This window comes from Anaerococcus obesiensis, from assembly GCF_016599815.1.
Taxonomy (GTDB): domain Bacteria; phylum Bacillota; class Clostridia; order Tissierellales; family Peptoniphilaceae; genus Anaerococcus; species Anaerococcus vaginalis.
Genome location: NZ_CP067016.1, coordinates 1771983 through 1787071, shown reverse-complemented (window position 1 = coordinate 1787071; position 15089 = coordinate 1771983). Strand labels below are relative to the sequence as shown.

Sequence of the window (15089 nt, the reverse complement as noted above, 5' to 3'; positions counted from 1 at the left end):
AGGAGATATTATGAAAAAATGTATGCTAATTGAAAATCCAAATTCAGGCGATGGAAAAAATGATGAATTTATGGAAAAATTAAAAGAAAAATTACAAGATGAATTTGATGAAATTATTGATAAAAAAACACAAAAAGAAAATGACGGCGAAAATTTTGCAAAAACAGCTTGCGAAGAAAAATTTGATTCAATATTTGTAGTTGGAGGAGATGGAACATTTAATGAAGTAATAAATGGGGTTTCCAAAATGGACTACAGACCAAAAATTGGCTTATTGCCAGGTGGAACAAATAACACCTATATGCAATTAATAGGTGGTTCAAATGATCTTTGTGAGGCGATTGAAAAATTATCATTTGAAAAAACAAAAAAAGTTGATATAGGAAAATGCAACGACACATATTTTTCTTACTATGTTTGTTTTGGAAAATTAATAGAAGCAACAACATCAACAGATTCAAAAGAAAAAGAAAAATTGGGAGGATTTGCTTACGTTAAAAATGTTCTAAAAACATTACCAAAAGATGAAACAGTAGATATAAAAATTGAATACGAAGATAAATCTTTTGAGTGCAAAGCATCTTTGGTATATGTTATGACAGTAAATAAAATTGGTAATTTAGAATTTTCCAAAGATAAGGCAGACCTTAGCGATGGATATTTAAATGTATTTGTAATGACAGACGAAGGAATAATGTCAAAAGTAGATGCAGCTAAAGATATGCTATTTGGTAAAGTAGACGAAAATGAAAATATAAAATCATTTACCTGCAAAAAACTTTCAATAAAAAATTTGGAAGATAAAAAAATAGAATTAGATATGGATGGAGAATTAAACGAACAACTTCCATGCCAAATAGAAATATTAGAAAAACACGTAGAAATTTATATGCCTAAAAATAATTAGATTCAAATAAATAAAGATTAGAAATATTTTATAATTTTAAATAGTAATTAATGAAAAGAGGGGTAACACCTTCTTTTTTATTTTGAATTTCAAATGTCATATAAATTTTTAAAAATAAAAAATTAGAATTAAAACAATTATTATGTCTACTATTAAATTTTATGTGCTTATGATATAGTAATAATATGAAAAAATTTTTAAAATTTATTTTTCTTATTTTTTTAGTTTCAATTATTTTTTCATTAGTTAAATCAAGTTCGATTACGGGAGGGGTTGATGATTTGATTGGCCTTATTTTTAATAAGGAAAAAACTGATGATATGGATGAATTATATAAAAATATTGAAAAACACAAAGATGATAATGAAAAAATTAATTGGCTTTATGAAAATTTTGATAGCTTAACTGACAGTGAAATTTATCTTGTTGGAAATGATATAGATACTTGTGAGTTTGTTTATAATTTGAAAAATGGAATAGTTGATTTTGAATATTATCCTGGTGAAAGTGTAAATTATGGAAGACTTACTCCTTATTTTTTACAATGGGATAATAGGTGGGCCTATAATAATTTGGGAAATTCTAATATTGGATTTGCAGGTTGTGGTCCTACTTCTATGGCTATGGTTTTAAAAAGATTAAATCCAAATTTGGATATTAGTCCTTCAAATATTGCTCAGGATGCTCAATCTTATATGGGAAGTGAAGGCATTGAGTGGAAATTTTTTGCTGATGAGGCTAATAAATATGGCCATAATATTGAAAATATTGAAAATGATAAAGACGCTATGATTAATGCTCTTGACAGGGGAAGCCTTATTGTTTCTGTGAATAAGGGATATTTTACTTTGTTTGGACATATTTTGGTTATTGATTCTTATAAAAATGGAAGATTTGTTATAAATGATCCAAATTCTATGAAAAATTCTGAGAAATCTTGGTCATATAATAGCATAAAAGATCAAATTGCAAATATTTGGTTGGTTTATTAAATGAGGTTAGAATGAAAAAATGTATTTCTTATAAATTATTGTTGATTTCAATTATAATTGGTTTATGTGCAGGCCTTGTAGTAAGTTTATTTAGACTTTTAATTCCAAAAGTTATGTTTGTAATTTCTAATTTAATAATTTTTGGTCAAAAAAATTTATTAAATGCTATAATTTTTGTTTTTGCATTTATATTTATTGGTTTTTTGGTTTCGATTTGTGTAAACAAGGAGCCTATGATTGGTGGGAGTGGAATTCCTCAAATTTCTGGTAAATTGAATGATAAATTGGATTATAGTGCCTTGTCTTGTTTGATTAATAAAATTATTGGAGGCTTGCTTGCTATTGGTTCTGGTTTGACTTTGGGAAGGGAAGGACCTTCTGTACAAATAGGAGGCTCTCTTGGTGAAGTTATGGCAAATATTTTCAAATTAGATGACGATGATAAAAAAATAATGATTATTGGTTCATCTGCTTCTGGAATTACGAGTGCTTTTACAGCACCAATTTCTGCCATTGCTTTTGCCCTTGAAGAACTTATGAAAAAAACTTCTCGAATTAATTTTATTTACATAACATCAACAATTATTTCATCAAGCATTGTAACAAGTTTGATTATAGGAAATGATCCTGTAATAAAAATTAAAAATCATTTAAATTTATCTATGAGATTTTGGATTTATTTGATTTTTTGAGGAATTTTAGTTGGGTTTTCTTCAATTTTATTTAATAAGGGGATTTTGTTTGGAAAAAAATTATATAAAATATTGCCTATTTCTCAAAGTATAAAATCTATAATTCCATTTTTTATCACAAGTATTTTTTTACTTTTTGATAGTAGATTATTGGGAAGTGGAGAAAATTTTATTTCTCTTGCCCAAGGAGATAATTATGAAATTTCAACTTTAATATATTTTTATTTTATGAAATTATTGCTCTTGTTAATTGCTTTTTGCTCTGGAATTCCAGGCGGAATATTTTTTCCTTTGCTTGCTATGGGTTCATTAATTGGAAATTTTTATGGCTGTATTTTATTTGAATTTAATTTAGTTGGCGAAAATGAAATTATAATTTTTTCAATGCTTGCAATGGCTGCTCATTTTGCATCAATTGTTAGAGCTCCTCTGACAGGAATGTTTTTAATAATTGAAATGACAGGAGGAAGGATTGATTTTTTCTTGCCAATTATAATTGTAAGTCTTGTGGCTTATTTACTAACAGAAAATTTCAATAATGAACCAATATATGAATCTCTTCTTGAGATTATGATAAAAAATAAATCATAAATATTTGTAAGATTTAAAAGAGCTTTTTGATAGCTCTTTTTTATTTTTGATTTTTAAAATTTTTTTGGAAAATTTGCTAGAAATATGTAGATTTGCTTTTATAATTTTTTTTCTTGTGTTATAATTCATCTAAGTAATATTTTGTATAAAATTAGGAATATTTATATAAATATTAATTTTGAAAAGATAGGGGAATTATATGAAAAGAAAACTTAGTTTTAATCAAACTTTATTAGTTGGTTCTTTGTTGTTTGGCTTGTATTTTGGAGCTGGAAATTTAATTTTTCCAATTGAGCTTGGACAAAATTCTGGAACTAATCTTTATAAAGTTGTTTTGGGATTTATAATTAGTGGAGTTGGACTTCCAATTTTGGGAGTTGTAGCAAGTGCTATCTCAAAAAATGATAGTTTGTTTGAAATGGGAAAGACTGTAAATGATAAATTTGCATATTTTTTTACAACAGCTTTGTATTTGACGATTGGACCATTTTTTGCAATTCCAAGAACATCAACTGTAGCTTTTGAAGTTGGAATTGCTCCAAATATTTCTGAAGATAAAATAAAATTATTTTTATTTATTTTTTCATTAATATTTTTTCTTGCTGTCTTAGCTTTTGCATTAAAACCTGGCAAAGTTATGGATAATATAGGAAAAATTTTGACACCAACTTTTTTGATTTTATTGTCAGTTTTGGTTATTTTTGCAATCATTAAACCAATGGGAGATTTGGCAAAAAATCAACCTACTAAAATTTACCAAAAAAATCCATTATTTACAGGAATTCTTGATGGATATAATACAATGGATGCTCTTGCAAGCCTTGCTTTTGCAATAATAATTATTTCAAGTATTAGAAAACTTGGAGTAAAAGATTCAAATCAAATTGCTAAAGAAACTTTAAAAAGTGGAGTAATTTGTTTGATTGCTATGAGCACAGTTTATATTTCTTTATCTTTTATGTCATCATCTTCTGTAAATATAATGAAATTAGGCAATAACGGTGGAAGAATTTTATCTAATATTTCATTTTATTATTTGGGAAATTTCGGCAAGATCTTATTAGCTGCAATAGTAATAGTAGCTTGTTTAAAAACAGCTATTGGACTAATCATTGCCTGCTCTGAAATTTTTATACAAATGTATCCAAATACACTTTCATACAAAGCTTATGCTGTAGTTTTTACCTTAATATCATTTTTGATAGCAAATTTGGGACTTCAAAAAATAATTAGCTTGTCAATACCAGTTTTGATGTATTTGTATCCGCTTGCAATAGTTTTAATATTTTTATCATTGGCATATCCAATAATTGGCAAAAACAAGAGAATATTTTCTTTAACTATTTTCTTTACAGCTATATTTTCAATTTTTGATTTGCTTAAAGCTTTGCAAAAAAATATTTCAAGTACGGATTCTATAAGTAGAATTGTAGATTTTGCAAAAAATTATCTACCAGCTTTTGAATTAGGATTTGGCTGGTTGATTCCAGCAATATTTGGAATTATTTTAGGATTATTAATAAGTATTATAAAAAAAGAAAAGATAAAAGAAATAAATTTGTAAAAATTATAAAAAAATTTTACCTTTTTATTAAAATATGATATTATATTTATCAATGGGGGTGAAGTATGGACTGTGTATTTTGTAAGATTGCTGACGGAGAAATACCATCAGATATAATCTATGAAGATCAAAAAGTAATTGCATTTAATGATCTAGATCCACAAGCACCTATCCATTTTCTTGTTATACCAAAAAAACACATAGAAAGTTTGGCTAAATTAGATGAAGAAGATAAGGATATAATTTCTCATATCTTTATGGTTATAAAAAAAATAACAGAAGATCTAAATGTAGCAGAAGATGGCTACAGAATAGTCAACAATACAGGAGAAGATGGAGGACAAAGTGTTAAACACATGCACTTTCATGTTTTAGCACAAAGATCCTTACAATGGCCACCAGGTTGATTTCAAACTTATTTGTGTGATACGAGAGGGGGGATAGAGATGACAGAGATCAAAGTTGGAGAAAACGAATCAATAGATAGTGCAATTAAAAGATTCAAAAGACAATGCGCAAGATCCGGTGTTCTAACAGAATATAGAAAAAGAGAACACTACGAAAAGCCAAGCCTAAAGAGAAAAAAAGAAGAAAATAGTAATTTAAGACCCACTTGGGTCTTTTTTATTTCCAATAATTTTTGGAATTAAAAACTAATATGGATTTATAAAGTGGAAAAATAAAAATGATTTTATAAAAAAAATTTTATTTTTATATTGTGTTTTGTCAATTAAAGTGCTATAATATTAAAAAATTAATGCTTTTTGAGAGGTTAATTATGCTCATGGCGAATTTATGTAAAATAAGAAAATTTAAAGTAAATTATTTTATCCGAAATTTTGAGGATATTTTTTAGAGTGCCTTTTTGCGATTTTTGCAGAAGGCGCTTTTTGTATCTAAAATTTTTCATTAGAATTTATTTTAAATTTTTAAAAGTTTTATTGGTAAGTATTTTATAAATTTTCGTGTATTAATCTGAAAATCTAAGGGGAAAATTGTTTTATGAGTATTGCTTTTTATCTTGGTACATTTATTTGAAAAATAAAATTATAAAAGGAGAAAATTATGAAAAAATTTATGCTAGCCAAATTTTAGTAATTGTATTTGGCGTTCTTGTTTGTATTTCTACTGTAATTCCTGCGGCAGAATTTTTGGGTCAAGAAATAAATTTATTAAAACCTGATGATAGCTTTGGCTCTGGAATTATCTTGATTGGTCTATCACTTTTGGCAATTCTTTCATGTTTATTGAAGAAAAAATTCTTACTATTGTATTTTCTGTTTTGAATTTAGCTATAGCTATTTTTCAATATCAATCATTTGAACAATACATGGAATTTGCCACAACGGGTTTGTATCTTATGATTATTGCAAGCGTACTTCTTTTTGCTGGTTCAATTTTTATGGCTATACAAGTTCCTAAAAAAAATAAGCAAGAAATTAAATGAAAATTATGATTTCTCCTTAGATGAATAGCTTATTAAAATGTAAAATGAAAAGTAATTTTAAAAATTATTTTTTGTTCGATTTTTAAAAACAAGATTTTGAAATAATTACTCTCATTTCAAAATCTTGTTTTATTTTGAATTTTTTCTTTGATTTAGTTTTTACATTTATACATAATTTTATTGACTATAATAAGTATTTTTTGTATATTTATAGTATAAAAATTTGAGGAGATATTATGAAATCAAAAAGTGTATTTAAATCTGTATGTGTGTTCGTTGGATTAGGATTTTTATTAACTATTGTTTGGCTTATGATTTTTTCTATGACAATTACTCCAGAAGATGCTGAGATGACAGTAGAGCCTTTTAGTGGTGCAAGTGTGACTTTTGGATTTGCGTGTGCTCTTATTGCAAATTTCATTTATCAGTATAATGCTGCTAAGTCTTTGGAGCAAAGAATTTATAGTAATACAAGCAGTCTTGAATCTATAAAAATTAGAAATCGTGATTTAATTGATAAGGCAAATCGTTTGATAGATAAACATCAAAAAAACGAAAAAGAATCTTATATTGATATTGCAAAAGCAAGTTATACAAAAAAAGAAGAACGTCACGAAAAAAATACTAAAGATCGTTTGAAAACTTATAGCGATGAAGATGTGCTTGTAACAAGTTCACAAGAGTTTGGAAATTTTATTAATGATTTTCCAGAACTTAGCAACAATCAAAATGTAAAAACTTTATTAGATGAAATTATTAATAGCGAAAATTATTTATCTAATAGCAAAATTGAACTAAATAGGTGCATTGAATCTTACAATAGCTTAATTCATCAATTTCCTTTGGTTTTATTGCGTAAACCATTAAAATTTACAGATAAAGAATTTTATCGTGAAGAAGTTCAAATAACAGATGAAATGCTAGGAATTTAATTTTATAATTTAATAGGCAATAATTAATTCTTCTATATTTGATAGGAGAATTTTTTATTTTAAAATTACAAATTATATAAAAAGACGCTAAAAATTTGACACTAATTTGCAAATGGGCTAGCATAAAATTAGAAGTACATATTTATTGGGGGAACTATGAGAAAAAATAAGAAAAATATTCCTAGTTTTGCCTTGGCTATTATAATTCTTTTTGTTTTAATTTTTATTATTAAATTATCTAAGTCAGACAAAAAACCAGAAAAAATTAAACCACATCCTGCAAAAAATAGTATGGTTGGATTTAAATCTGATAGGTATTTAAATGATATAGAAAAATTATATGATTCAAATGATACTTTTGCTGATGAAAAGGATAAAGATGATTCTAATGAATATAAAAATAAAAGAGTGACTGATGATTATCTTTATACAAAAATTGAAAAAATAATTGATGAAGAAACTGAAGATTTAAAGGGCGATTGGCAAGTAGCAGTTGATACAATTAGTGGAAAATCTAATATATCTATTGAGAAAAAATCTTCTGACGAAAATGAGGCACAAGTTGCGGCATCAACTATTAAAATTTTTATCGCACTTGAAACTTATAGACAAGTTGAAGAAGGAATTTTGGATGAAAAAGATGTGGAAGATGATATTTATTTAATGTTAAGAGATTCCAACAATGAAGCTACAGATAGGCTAATAGATAAAATTGGCGATAATGATATGAAGACTGCACGTTTAAATGTAGGGAGAATGATAAATAAAGTAACTGGAAAAAATAGATGTGCCTTATATACAAAAATGCATGGAAGAGGCAAAGCCAATCTTGTAAATGCAAAAGACCTTAATAAGGCATTGATTGTAATTTATGATGGAGAAATTATTAGCCGTGAGCATTGCGACATAGCAATGAAAGCAATGTCTGAAAATACTACAACATCAAAAATAAAATTGTTGGCAGATTTGCCAAAAAAAGCTAAGGGACTAAATAAGTCTGGAGAATATCCAGATGGTGGAATAGAAAATGATATTGCTATAATAGATGTTGGCGATAGTGTTTTTGCAATTTCATTTTTGAGTGATTTTGATGAGCCAGTAAGTCATGGGGGTAGTCCACAATTTGAATCAATGCATAATTTAGGAAGACGAATTTCTAATGCATTTATAGCATTTGATAAGGATAATTAAAAAATTTAATATAAAAATTAGCCAAAAGAAAAAATCTTTTGGCTTTTTTTATTGAGAAATTTAAAATTTATTTTATTAATTGATAAAAATCAATAGACTAAAAATAAAAATTATTATATGCTAGTAGCTAGAAAATTTAGGAGTAGTAATGAATAATTTTATGGATGAATTTTTTAGAAGAAAAGAAGATGGTTTTGTCTTTGATTCATATAGTTTTTTGCATTTAATTTTATTTGCCTTTATGGTAATTGTAGCAATTTTATTATATAAATACAGAAGAAAAATCAGGGAAAATAAAAAAATATATAAATATGTAAGATTTATTTTTATTTTTTTGCTGGCATTTCAGCAGATAAGTTTTTTATATTTTATTTGTTTTGTAAGAAAAGATACAATAAATGAAGCCTTGCCCTTATACACTTGTAGGATAAGTATTTATAGTGGATTTTTTGCACTTATATTTAATTCAAATAATTTAAAAATTCTTACAATTTTTTGGGGACTAATAGGTGGAATAATTGGCTTAATTTTTCCAGATTTAATGCCATATTCATGGCCTCATATTATGTATGTAAATTTCTTTTTGACACATTTTTTAGTATTTTGGGTTTCGCTATTTTTCCTAATAGTCGACAAAATTAAAATAAAAAAAGAAAATTTGAAATTTTTATTTATATTTGTAAATGTATTTTTGCTAATAACTGAAATAATAAATTTGAAATTTAATTTAAATTATGCTTATCTTTCTTATAGTCCAGTTTTTACAAATTTATTAAATAAACTACCATCAATAATTTATTTTTTATTGGCTGCAATTTTATATAATTTTTCTATCTATTTAAATTTTTATATTTTTAAAAAATTAAAACTAATCGAAGCCAATTGATATTATTTTGCAAAATTTTAGCAAAATAATATCAATTGGCTTTTATTTTTTTATCAAAAAGTGTAATATAATATTAGATGTAAGTTTTTGTAATATAATGCAAAGGTTTTTATAATTAAATGGAGGTATTATGAAAGAGTATGGAGTTTTTGATATAATTGGACCAATTATGATAGGACCTTCGTCTTCTCATACTGCAGGAGCTGCAAGAATTGGACAAGTTGCTATATCAATTGTAAAAGACGGTTTTACTAGGGTAGATTTTCATCTTCATGGATCATTTGCTCAAACTTATAAGGGACATGGAACTGACAAGGCACTTCTTGCAGGAGTTTTAGGTTTTAGACCAAATGACAAAAGATTAAGAGATTCATTTAAAATTGCCGACGATGAAGGTCTTGAATATCATTTTATAAAAGATGATTTGGGACCGGTTCATCCAAATACTGCAAAAATTGTTTTTTATTATCCAGATGGAACAAAATCATCAGTTACTGGCTCATCAATTGGTGGTGGAAATATAGAAATAATTGAAATTAATGATGTGTCAATTTCCTATAATGGAAAATTCCCAACAATTATTTTAAGATACAAAGAACAAAAAGGCGTAATTTATGAAGTAAGTAAGCTTTTAGCAACTAATGATTACAATATTGAAAGTATGAAAACAGTAAAAGCTGACGATGAAGTAACATTAATAGTTGAATTAAATGAAAAATTAGAAGTAGAAATTATTGACGAGATTATAAATAATAAGAGATATGATTACGCAAATTATATAGAAGGGGTTAGATAATGTTTAGAAAAGCATCTGAAGTTATAGAAGAATGTGAAAGTAGAGGAGTCCACATCAAAGATTTAGTTCTTGAAGAAGAATTAAAATCATCGCAAATCAATAAAGATGATATTTTATTTAATTTGAAACAAATGTTTAAGGTTATGGAAGAATCTGCAACAGGAAATTTAAATCATGAAACAAAAACTGCAATGGGTATGATTGATGGATTTGCAAAAAAAATGAACGCTTATTCAAAAGAAGGAAAATCCATTACAGGAAATTTTGTCACAGAGGCAATGGCAATGGCATTTTCAACTCTAGAAATTAGTGCAGCTATGGGAGAAATTGTTGCAAGTCCTACTGCAGGATCTTCTGGAATTTTGCCAGCAATTTTATATTCTCTTAAAAAACGTGAAGGATTTTCTGATGAAAAAATGGTTGATGCCATGCTAACAGCTATTGGAATTGGAAAAATAATTGGATATTATGGATCTTTTGCAGGAGCTGAAGGCGGTTGCCAAGCAGAAACAGGATCAGGAGCAGCTATGGGAGCAGCTGCAGCATGTTTTCTTTACGATCAAAGCCCAGAAGTTTGTTTTCACGCAGCAAGTTTTGCATTTTTGCATGTGTTAGGTCTTGTTTGTGATCCAATTGCAGGGCTTGTAGAATATCCTTGTACTTTTAGAAATGCATCTGGAGTTGTAAACGCATTTATTTCTGCTGATATGGCAATGGCAGGAATCACAAGCATAGTTCCATTTGATGAAGTTTGTAAAGCAGCTGGAGAAGTTGGATCTACTTTACCAGAAGCTTTAAGAGAAACAGGAATAGGTGGAATAGCAGGAACAGAAACAGGAAGAAAAATTAGAAAGAAATTTTTCGCACTTGGAAATGACTCTACAAAAGAAAATAAATAAATTAAATTAGTAGGCTTTTACTTACTCAGACTGTTGATAAACTAAGGAAATTCCCATTTCGACCGAACGTAGTGAGCGGAGAAATCTCATGAGATCTCTCCGTGCGTTCGCTTCACTCACTTAGTCGAGATGGGTTTTAGCTTAATTTTATTTTTGAATTAATAATGAATTACTAAACTGACTTTGTATATGATCTAGTAGGCTTTTGCCTACTTTTTTTATTTTGATTTTTGGGTATAAATTTTTTGAGAGGAGTTTTTATGAAAATAAATTTTATTAGAGCTTTTGAAGATAATTATATTTGGACAATAGAAAAAGAAAATGAGGTAATTTTAATTGATCCTGGCGAGGCAAATCCTTGTTTTGATTATTTGAAAGATAAAAATTTGTGCGCAGTATTATTAACTCACAAGCACATGGATCATGTTGGTGGAGTAAAAAAATTAAAGGAAAAATTTAAAGATGTAAGAGTTTATGGGCCAGCTGAAACGAAAAATTTAAATGATATTACTTTAAAAGATGAAGATGAGTTTGAAATTTTTGGATATAAATTTATAGTTTTAAAAACTAATGGCCATACTGAAGAACATATTTCTTATTTGGTAAATGGAAATTTATTTTGTGGAGATACTATATTTTCTTCGGGTTGTGGAAGAGTTTTTACTGGAGATTATCAAAGTTCTTTTGATTCCGTTCAAAAAATTAAACAATTGGATAAAAATATTTTAATTTATCCAGCTCATGAATACACTATTGATTGCATAGAATCATCAAAAAGAATTATTAAAGATAAAATTATGGACGATGCAATAAGTGAGGCCAAAGAAAAACTTTCAAGATCTCTTCCTAGCCTACCAACAAGTGTTGAAAAAGAATTTTTAATCAATCCATTTTTTATGGCAAAAAATTTAGAAGAGTTCAAGGAATTTATAAAAATTAAAAATTGACATATTTTTTCAAAAAATTTATAATACTAAAAGGGAATGAAGTTCTCCCTTAGATTATTTCTAAAACCGCATTTTGCTGATGACTTCTGTTACTTATTTGGGGACAGATTTCATCAGTTTTTTTGTCCCAAAAAGGAGGATTTATGTTAGTTTCTTTTGGTCTAATTATTATTTTTGGATTAATATTTGGATTTTTTTGTAAAAAATTAAAAATACCTGCTCTAATTGGTATGCTTTTTACTGGAATTATTTTAGGACCTAATGTTTTAAATTTAATTGATTCAAAGACTTTGAATATTTCATCAGAGCTTAGGCAAATTGCTTTGATTGTAATTTTAATTAAAGCTGGTCTTTCTTTGGATATTTCTGATTTAAAAAGAATAGGAAAATCTGCAATTTTATTGTCATTTTTGCCTGCAAGTTTTGAAATATTAGCCTATTTTATTTTTGCAAGAATATTTTTCAAAATAAGAAGTGTTGATGCACTCTTAATGGGTTCGGTTCTTGCAGCAGTTTCGCCAGCTGTTGTTGTGCCAAGAATGGTAAAATTAATTGAGGAAAAAAAGGGAGTTGAAAAATCAATCCCACAAATGATTCTTGCTGGTGCATCTTGTGATGATATATTTGTTCTTGTTTTGTTTTCATCATTTTTGTCAATGGCAAAGGGAGAAGATGTAAGTTTGGTTTCTTTGGTAAATGTTCCAATTTCTATAATTTTGGGAATTATTGTAGGAGCTATTATTGGCTATATTTTATATATCGTTTTTGAATTTTTTTATAAAAAAGGCGATATGATAAGAAATTCTACTAAGCTTATAGTAATTCTTGCTATTTCATTTTTGTTAGTTGCAATGGAAAATATATTAAAAGATAAAATTGCTTTTTCATCTCTTTTGGCAGTTATAGCTATGAGTTGTGTTTTCAAAATTAAAGCGAATTATGAAGTTTCTTTAAGACTTTCAGAAAAATTTGGAAAATTATGGATTTTTGCGGAAGTTTTATTATTTGTTTTGGTTGGAGCTGAAGTTAATATTTTTTATATAAGAAAACTTGGATTTATTTCAATTGTTATGATTTTTTTGGCGCTTATTATTAGGTCTTTGGGAACTTTGCTTTCAATTTCGACTTCAAATTTAAATAAAAAAGAAAAATTATTTACAGTTTTTTCTTATATGCCAAAGGCAACCGTTCAAGCAGCCATTGGAGCAGTTCCACTTGCAAATGGACTTTCTAGTGGAGAAATAATTTTATCGATGGCAGTTTTGGGAATTTTAATTACAGCTCCTATAGGTGCGATATTTATTGATAATTTTAACCAAAAATTATTAGATTGAAAGACATATTTTTGATAAAATATCAGTATATTATATAAAAACAGAGGAAAAAATGAGTGAAATTGAATTTAAAAAAATAAAATTGGATAATGGCGAGACCATGGCTTATAGGCATGTGGGCTGTGGAGAAAATAAAGTTATTTTGATTCACGGTTTTCAATCATCTTCCCAATTTTTTGAAGATTTATTGGAAGGTCTTGATGAAAACATTGAAGTATTTGCTCCAGATTTAATTGGATACGGGGAAAGCTCTTATGAAAATAAGCATAAGGAAATGAGAGAGTGGGCAGAGGATTTGAAATATTTTGCTGATTCTTTGGATATAGATAGTTTTTCTCTTGTAGGCTGGTCTTTGGGAGGACTTGTTGCCATGGATTTTGCAGGAATGTTTCCTGAAAAAATAAAGCAATTAATTTTGATAGCTTCTGTTGGAGTTAAGGGTTTTGTTATGCCAAAAGATAAAGATATAAATGATGACGATAAAAAATTAAAACTTCCTAATTTTTTGAAAAATTTTAACATTAAACACGATCATTCTTTTACGGTTCCTATTTTAAATGGAATAAAAGATAAGGATATTGATTTTTTTGAAGATTTATTTAGGCAAACAATTTATAATGTCAACGATCCAAATCCTGATGATTTAAGGAAAATGGCTGAAGATTTTCTAAAACAAAGGTGTTTTTTGGAATCGCTCCTTGCTATGGTAACCTACAATAACACCAAGGAAAAAGGAAGTGGCTTGATTGAAAAAATAAATAAAAAAGTCACATGGATTCATGGAAACAAAGATATGGTTATACCAATTGACGATGTTTTAGAAAGTATTGAATATTTTCCAAACAAGGTTAATTTTATAAAATTTGAAAATTCTGGTCATGCTGTATTTGTAGATGAAAAAGAAAAATTTGTAGAAATTTTTGAAGATTTGATTAAAAATGAAAATTAAATATTTAATAATTTATTTTATATTTGTTTCCTTAATTTCGATTTTTCTTGTGATTTATGATAAAATTGCTTCAAAAAAATTTAAAAGGAATAGAATAAGGGAAAATATTCTTTTGCTATTTGCCTTTATGGGAGGAGCGTTTTTTATGTATATTACCATGAAATTAATTCATCATAAAACTCGTCACAAAAAATTTATGATAGGCATTCCAATTTTTATAGGATTACATATTTTTCTTGGATTTTATTTATTTAATAGAATTTAAAATAAAATTATTTAAATGCGGCAATTATTTGTCGCTTTTAAATTGTCAAATAGGGTAAGAATAAATTAATGTATAAAGGAGAGATTGATGAAAGAGTATGTAGATTTGTACGATAATTTTAGAAATAAAACTGGAGAAATTATAGAAAGAAGAGATATTGTGCCAAGAGGTCTTTATCGACTTATCATCCATGTTTTAATTTTTGATAGAAAGGGAAGACTTTTGATTCAAAAAAGAAGTAAAATAAAAAAATCTTGGCCAAATTTATGGGACTTGACAGTCTCTGGAGCTGTATCAAGCGGAGAAAGTTCACAACTAGCTGCATCTAGAGAATTATTTGAAGAGCTTGGAATAAAATATGATTTTTCAAAATCTTATCCAAATATTTCGGTAAATACTGGATTTAGAATTGATGATGTCTTTATAATAAGTAATAAAAATATAGATTTAAATAAATTAAAATTGCAAAAAGAAGAAGTTTCTGATGCAAAATTTGTAAGTTTAAATGAGCTAATTAAAATTATTGACGAAAAAGAATTTGTTCCTTATCAAAAAGATTATATTAGTTTGCTATTTTATTTAAGAAATAATTCGAATTTATTTGTTAATGATTAAATGATTAAGAATTATTATCATTTTCCTCGCAAAGGTGTATAATAATTTTATAAATCCTAGTAAAAAGCTAGGAATAAAATTT

17 protein-coding genes, 1 pseudogene and 1 riboswitch are annotated in these 15089 nt (G+C 27.0%); all 18 genes and pseudogenes read left to right on the top strand.

The features are described 5' to 3' along the window. Positions 1–10 precede the first annotated feature (10 nt). Positions 11–907, top strand: a complete 897-nt coding sequence (locus I6H46_RS09040) for a diacylglycerol/lipid kinase family protein (protein WP_200225847.1) — start codon at positions 11–13, stop codon at positions 905–907. Between the two features lie 185 nt (positions 908–1092). After that, positions 1093–1899 carry a C39 family peptidase gene (locus I6H46_RS09035; RefSeq protein WP_019117530.1) on the top strand — a complete coding sequence of 269 codons (807 nt, stop codon included), beginning with the start codon at positions 1093–1095 and terminating at the stop codon, positions 1897–1899. Positions 1900–1910: 11 nt separating this feature from the next. Beyond that, a pseudogene (locus tag I6H46_RS09030) lies at positions 1911–3182 on the top strand (ClC family H(+)/Cl(-) exchange transporter). A 199-nt stretch (positions 3183–3381) separates the two neighbouring features. Further along, positions 3382–4746 carry a branched-chain amino acid transport system II carrier protein gene (brnQ, locus tag I6H46_RS09025; protein WP_200225844.1) on the top strand — a complete coding sequence of 455 codons (1365 nt, stop codon included), beginning with the start codon at positions 3382–3384 and terminating at the stop codon, positions 4744–4746. A gap of 65 nt (positions 4747–4811) precedes the next feature. Then, entirely contained in the window at positions 4812–5153 is a 342-nt protein-coding gene (locus I6H46_RS09020; RefSeq protein ID WP_019117533.1) for a histidine triad nucleotide-binding protein, read from the top strand. A 39-nt stretch (positions 5154–5192) separates the two neighbouring features. Then, positions 5193–5396, top strand: a complete 204-nt coding sequence (gene rpsU / locus I6H46_RS09015; protein WP_200225842.1) for a 30S ribosomal protein S21 — start codon at positions 5193–5195, stop codon at positions 5394–5396. 384 nt (positions 5397–5780) lie between these two features. After that, positions 5781–6032: a hypothetical protein gene (locus I6H46_RS09010; RefSeq protein WP_200225840.1), complete on the top strand. Its 252-nt coding sequence runs from the start codon at positions 5781–5783 to the stop codon at positions 6030–6032. Beyond that, on the top strand, positions 6029–6193 hold the full coding sequence (locus tag I6H46_RS09005; RefSeq protein ID WP_161600164.1) for a hypothetical protein: 165 nt from the start codon (positions 6029–6031) through the stop codon (positions 6191–6193). The genes I6H46_RS09010 and I6H46_RS09005 overlap by 4 nt, the downstream gene beginning before the upstream one ends. 236 nt (positions 6194–6429) lie before the next feature. Further along, positions 6430–7125, top strand: a complete 696-nt coding sequence (locus tag I6H46_RS09000) for a LemA family protein (protein ID WP_019117535.1) — start codon at positions 6430–6432, stop codon at positions 7123–7125. 156 nt (positions 7126–7281) lie between these two features. Further along, the gene (locus I6H46_RS08995) at positions 7282–8316 is read left to right on the top strand and encodes a serine hydrolase (RefSeq protein WP_019117536.1); all 1035 of its coding nucleotides are present in this window, start codon (positions 7282–7284) and stop codon (positions 8314–8316) included. 148 nt (positions 8317–8464) lie between these two features. Further along, positions 8465–9202: a YwaF family protein gene (locus tag I6H46_RS08990; protein WP_019117537.1), complete on the top strand. Its 738-nt coding sequence runs from the start codon at positions 8465–8467 to the stop codon at positions 9200–9202. A gap of 130 nt (positions 9203–9332) precedes the next feature. Then, entirely contained in the window at positions 9333–9998 is a 666-nt protein-coding gene (gene sdaAB, locus I6H46_RS08985) for an L-serine ammonia-lyase, iron-sulfur-dependent subunit beta (protein WP_019117538.1), read from the top strand. Beyond that, complete coding sequence (gene sdaAA, locus I6H46_RS08980; RefSeq protein WP_019117539.1) at positions 9998–10897, top strand: L-serine ammonia-lyase, iron-sulfur-dependent, subunit alpha; 900 nt, start codon at positions 9998–10000, stop codon at positions 10895–10897. The genes sdaAB and sdaAA overlap by 1 nt, the downstream gene beginning before the upstream one ends. 260 nt (positions 10898–11157) lie before the next feature. Further along, entirely contained in the window at positions 11158–11844 is a 687-nt protein-coding gene (gene gloB, locus I6H46_RS08975) for a hydroxyacylglutathione hydrolase (protein WP_019117540.1), read from the top strand. Positions 11845–11867: 23 nt separating this feature from the next. After that, a riboswitch (Fluoride riboswitch) is annotated at positions 11868–11940 on the top strand. A 47-nt stretch (positions 11941–11987) separates the two neighbouring features. Then, positions 11988–13178: a cation:proton antiporter gene (locus tag I6H46_RS08970; RefSeq protein ID WP_200225838.1), complete on the top strand. Its 1191-nt coding sequence runs from the start codon at positions 11988–11990 to the stop codon at positions 13176–13178. Positions 13179–13230: 52 nt separating this feature from the next. After that, on the top strand, positions 13231–14127 hold the full coding sequence (locus tag I6H46_RS08965; protein ID WP_019117541.1) for an alpha/beta fold hydrolase: 897 nt from the start codon (positions 13231–13233) through the stop codon (positions 14125–14127). Continuing rightward, positions 14117–14392, top strand: a complete 276-nt coding sequence (locus tag I6H46_RS08960; protein ID WP_019117542.1) for a DUF1294 domain-containing protein — start codon at positions 14117–14119, stop codon at positions 14390–14392. Before I6H46_RS08965 ends, I6H46_RS08960 begins: the two co-directional genes overlap by 11 nt. A gap of 87 nt (positions 14393–14479) precedes the next feature. Then, the gene (locus tag I6H46_RS08955) at positions 14480–15007 is read left to right on the top strand and encodes an NUDIX hydrolase (protein ID WP_019117543.1); all 528 of its coding nucleotides are present in this window, start codon (positions 14480–14482) and stop codon (positions 15005–15007) included. Positions 15008–15089 lie beyond the last annotated feature (82 nt).

Excerpts from the sequence above, each read along its gene's own strand:
- I6H46_RS09040 (WP_200225847.1), top strand. The coding sequence starts at position 11 with ATGAAAAAATGTATGCTAATTGAAAATCCAAATTCAGGCGATGGAAAA.
- I6H46_RS09035 (WP_019117530.1), top strand. The coding sequence starts at position 1,093 with ATGAAAAAATTTTTAAAATTTATTTTTCTTATTTTTTTAGTTTCAATT.
- brnQ (WP_200225844.1), top strand. The coding sequence starts at position 3,382 with ATGAAAAGAAAACTTAGTTTTAATCAAACTTTATTAGTTGGTTCTTTG.
- I6H46_RS09020 (WP_019117533.1), top strand. The coding sequence starts at position 4,812 with ATGGACTGTGTATTTTGTAAGATTGCTGACGGAGAAATACCATCAGAT.
- rpsU (WP_200225842.1), top strand. The coding sequence starts at position 5,193 with ATGACAGAGATCAAAGTTGGAGAAAACGAATCAATAGATAGTGCAATT.
- I6H46_RS09000 (WP_019117535.1), top strand. The coding sequence starts at position 6,430 with ATGAAATCAAAAAGTGTATTTAAATCTGTATGTGTGTTCGTTGGATTA.
- I6H46_RS08995 (WP_019117536.1), top strand. The coding sequence starts at position 7,282 with ATGAGAAAAAATAAGAAAAATATTCCTAGTTTTGCCTTGGCTATTATA.
- I6H46_RS08990 (WP_019117537.1), top strand. The coding sequence starts at position 8,465 with ATGAATAATTTTATGGATGAATTTTTTAGAAGAAAAGAAGATGGTTTT.
- sdaAB (WP_019117538.1), top strand. The coding sequence starts at position 9,333 with ATGAAAGAGTATGGAGTTTTTGATATAATTGGACCAATTATGATAGGA.
- sdaAA (WP_019117539.1), top strand. The coding sequence starts at position 9,998 with ATGTTTAGAAAAGCATCTGAAGTTATAGAAGAATGTGAAAGTAGAGGA.
- gloB (WP_019117540.1), top strand. The coding sequence starts at position 11,158 with ATGAAAATAAATTTTATTAGAGCTTTTGAAGATAATTATATTTGGACA.
- I6H46_RS08970 (WP_200225838.1), top strand. The coding sequence starts at position 11,988 with ATGTTAGTTTCTTTTGGTCTAATTATTATTTTTGGATTAATATTTGGA.
- I6H46_RS08965 (WP_019117541.1), top strand. The coding sequence starts at position 13,231 with ATGAGTGAAATTGAATTTAAAAAAATAAAATTGGATAATGGCGAGACC.
- I6H46_RS08960 (WP_019117542.1), top strand. The coding sequence starts at position 14,117 with ATGAAAATTAAATATTTAATAATTTATTTTATATTTGTTTCCTTAATT.
- I6H46_RS08955 (WP_019117543.1), top strand. The coding sequence starts at position 14,480 with ATGAAAGAGTATGTAGATTTGTACGATAATTTTAGAAATAAAACTGGA.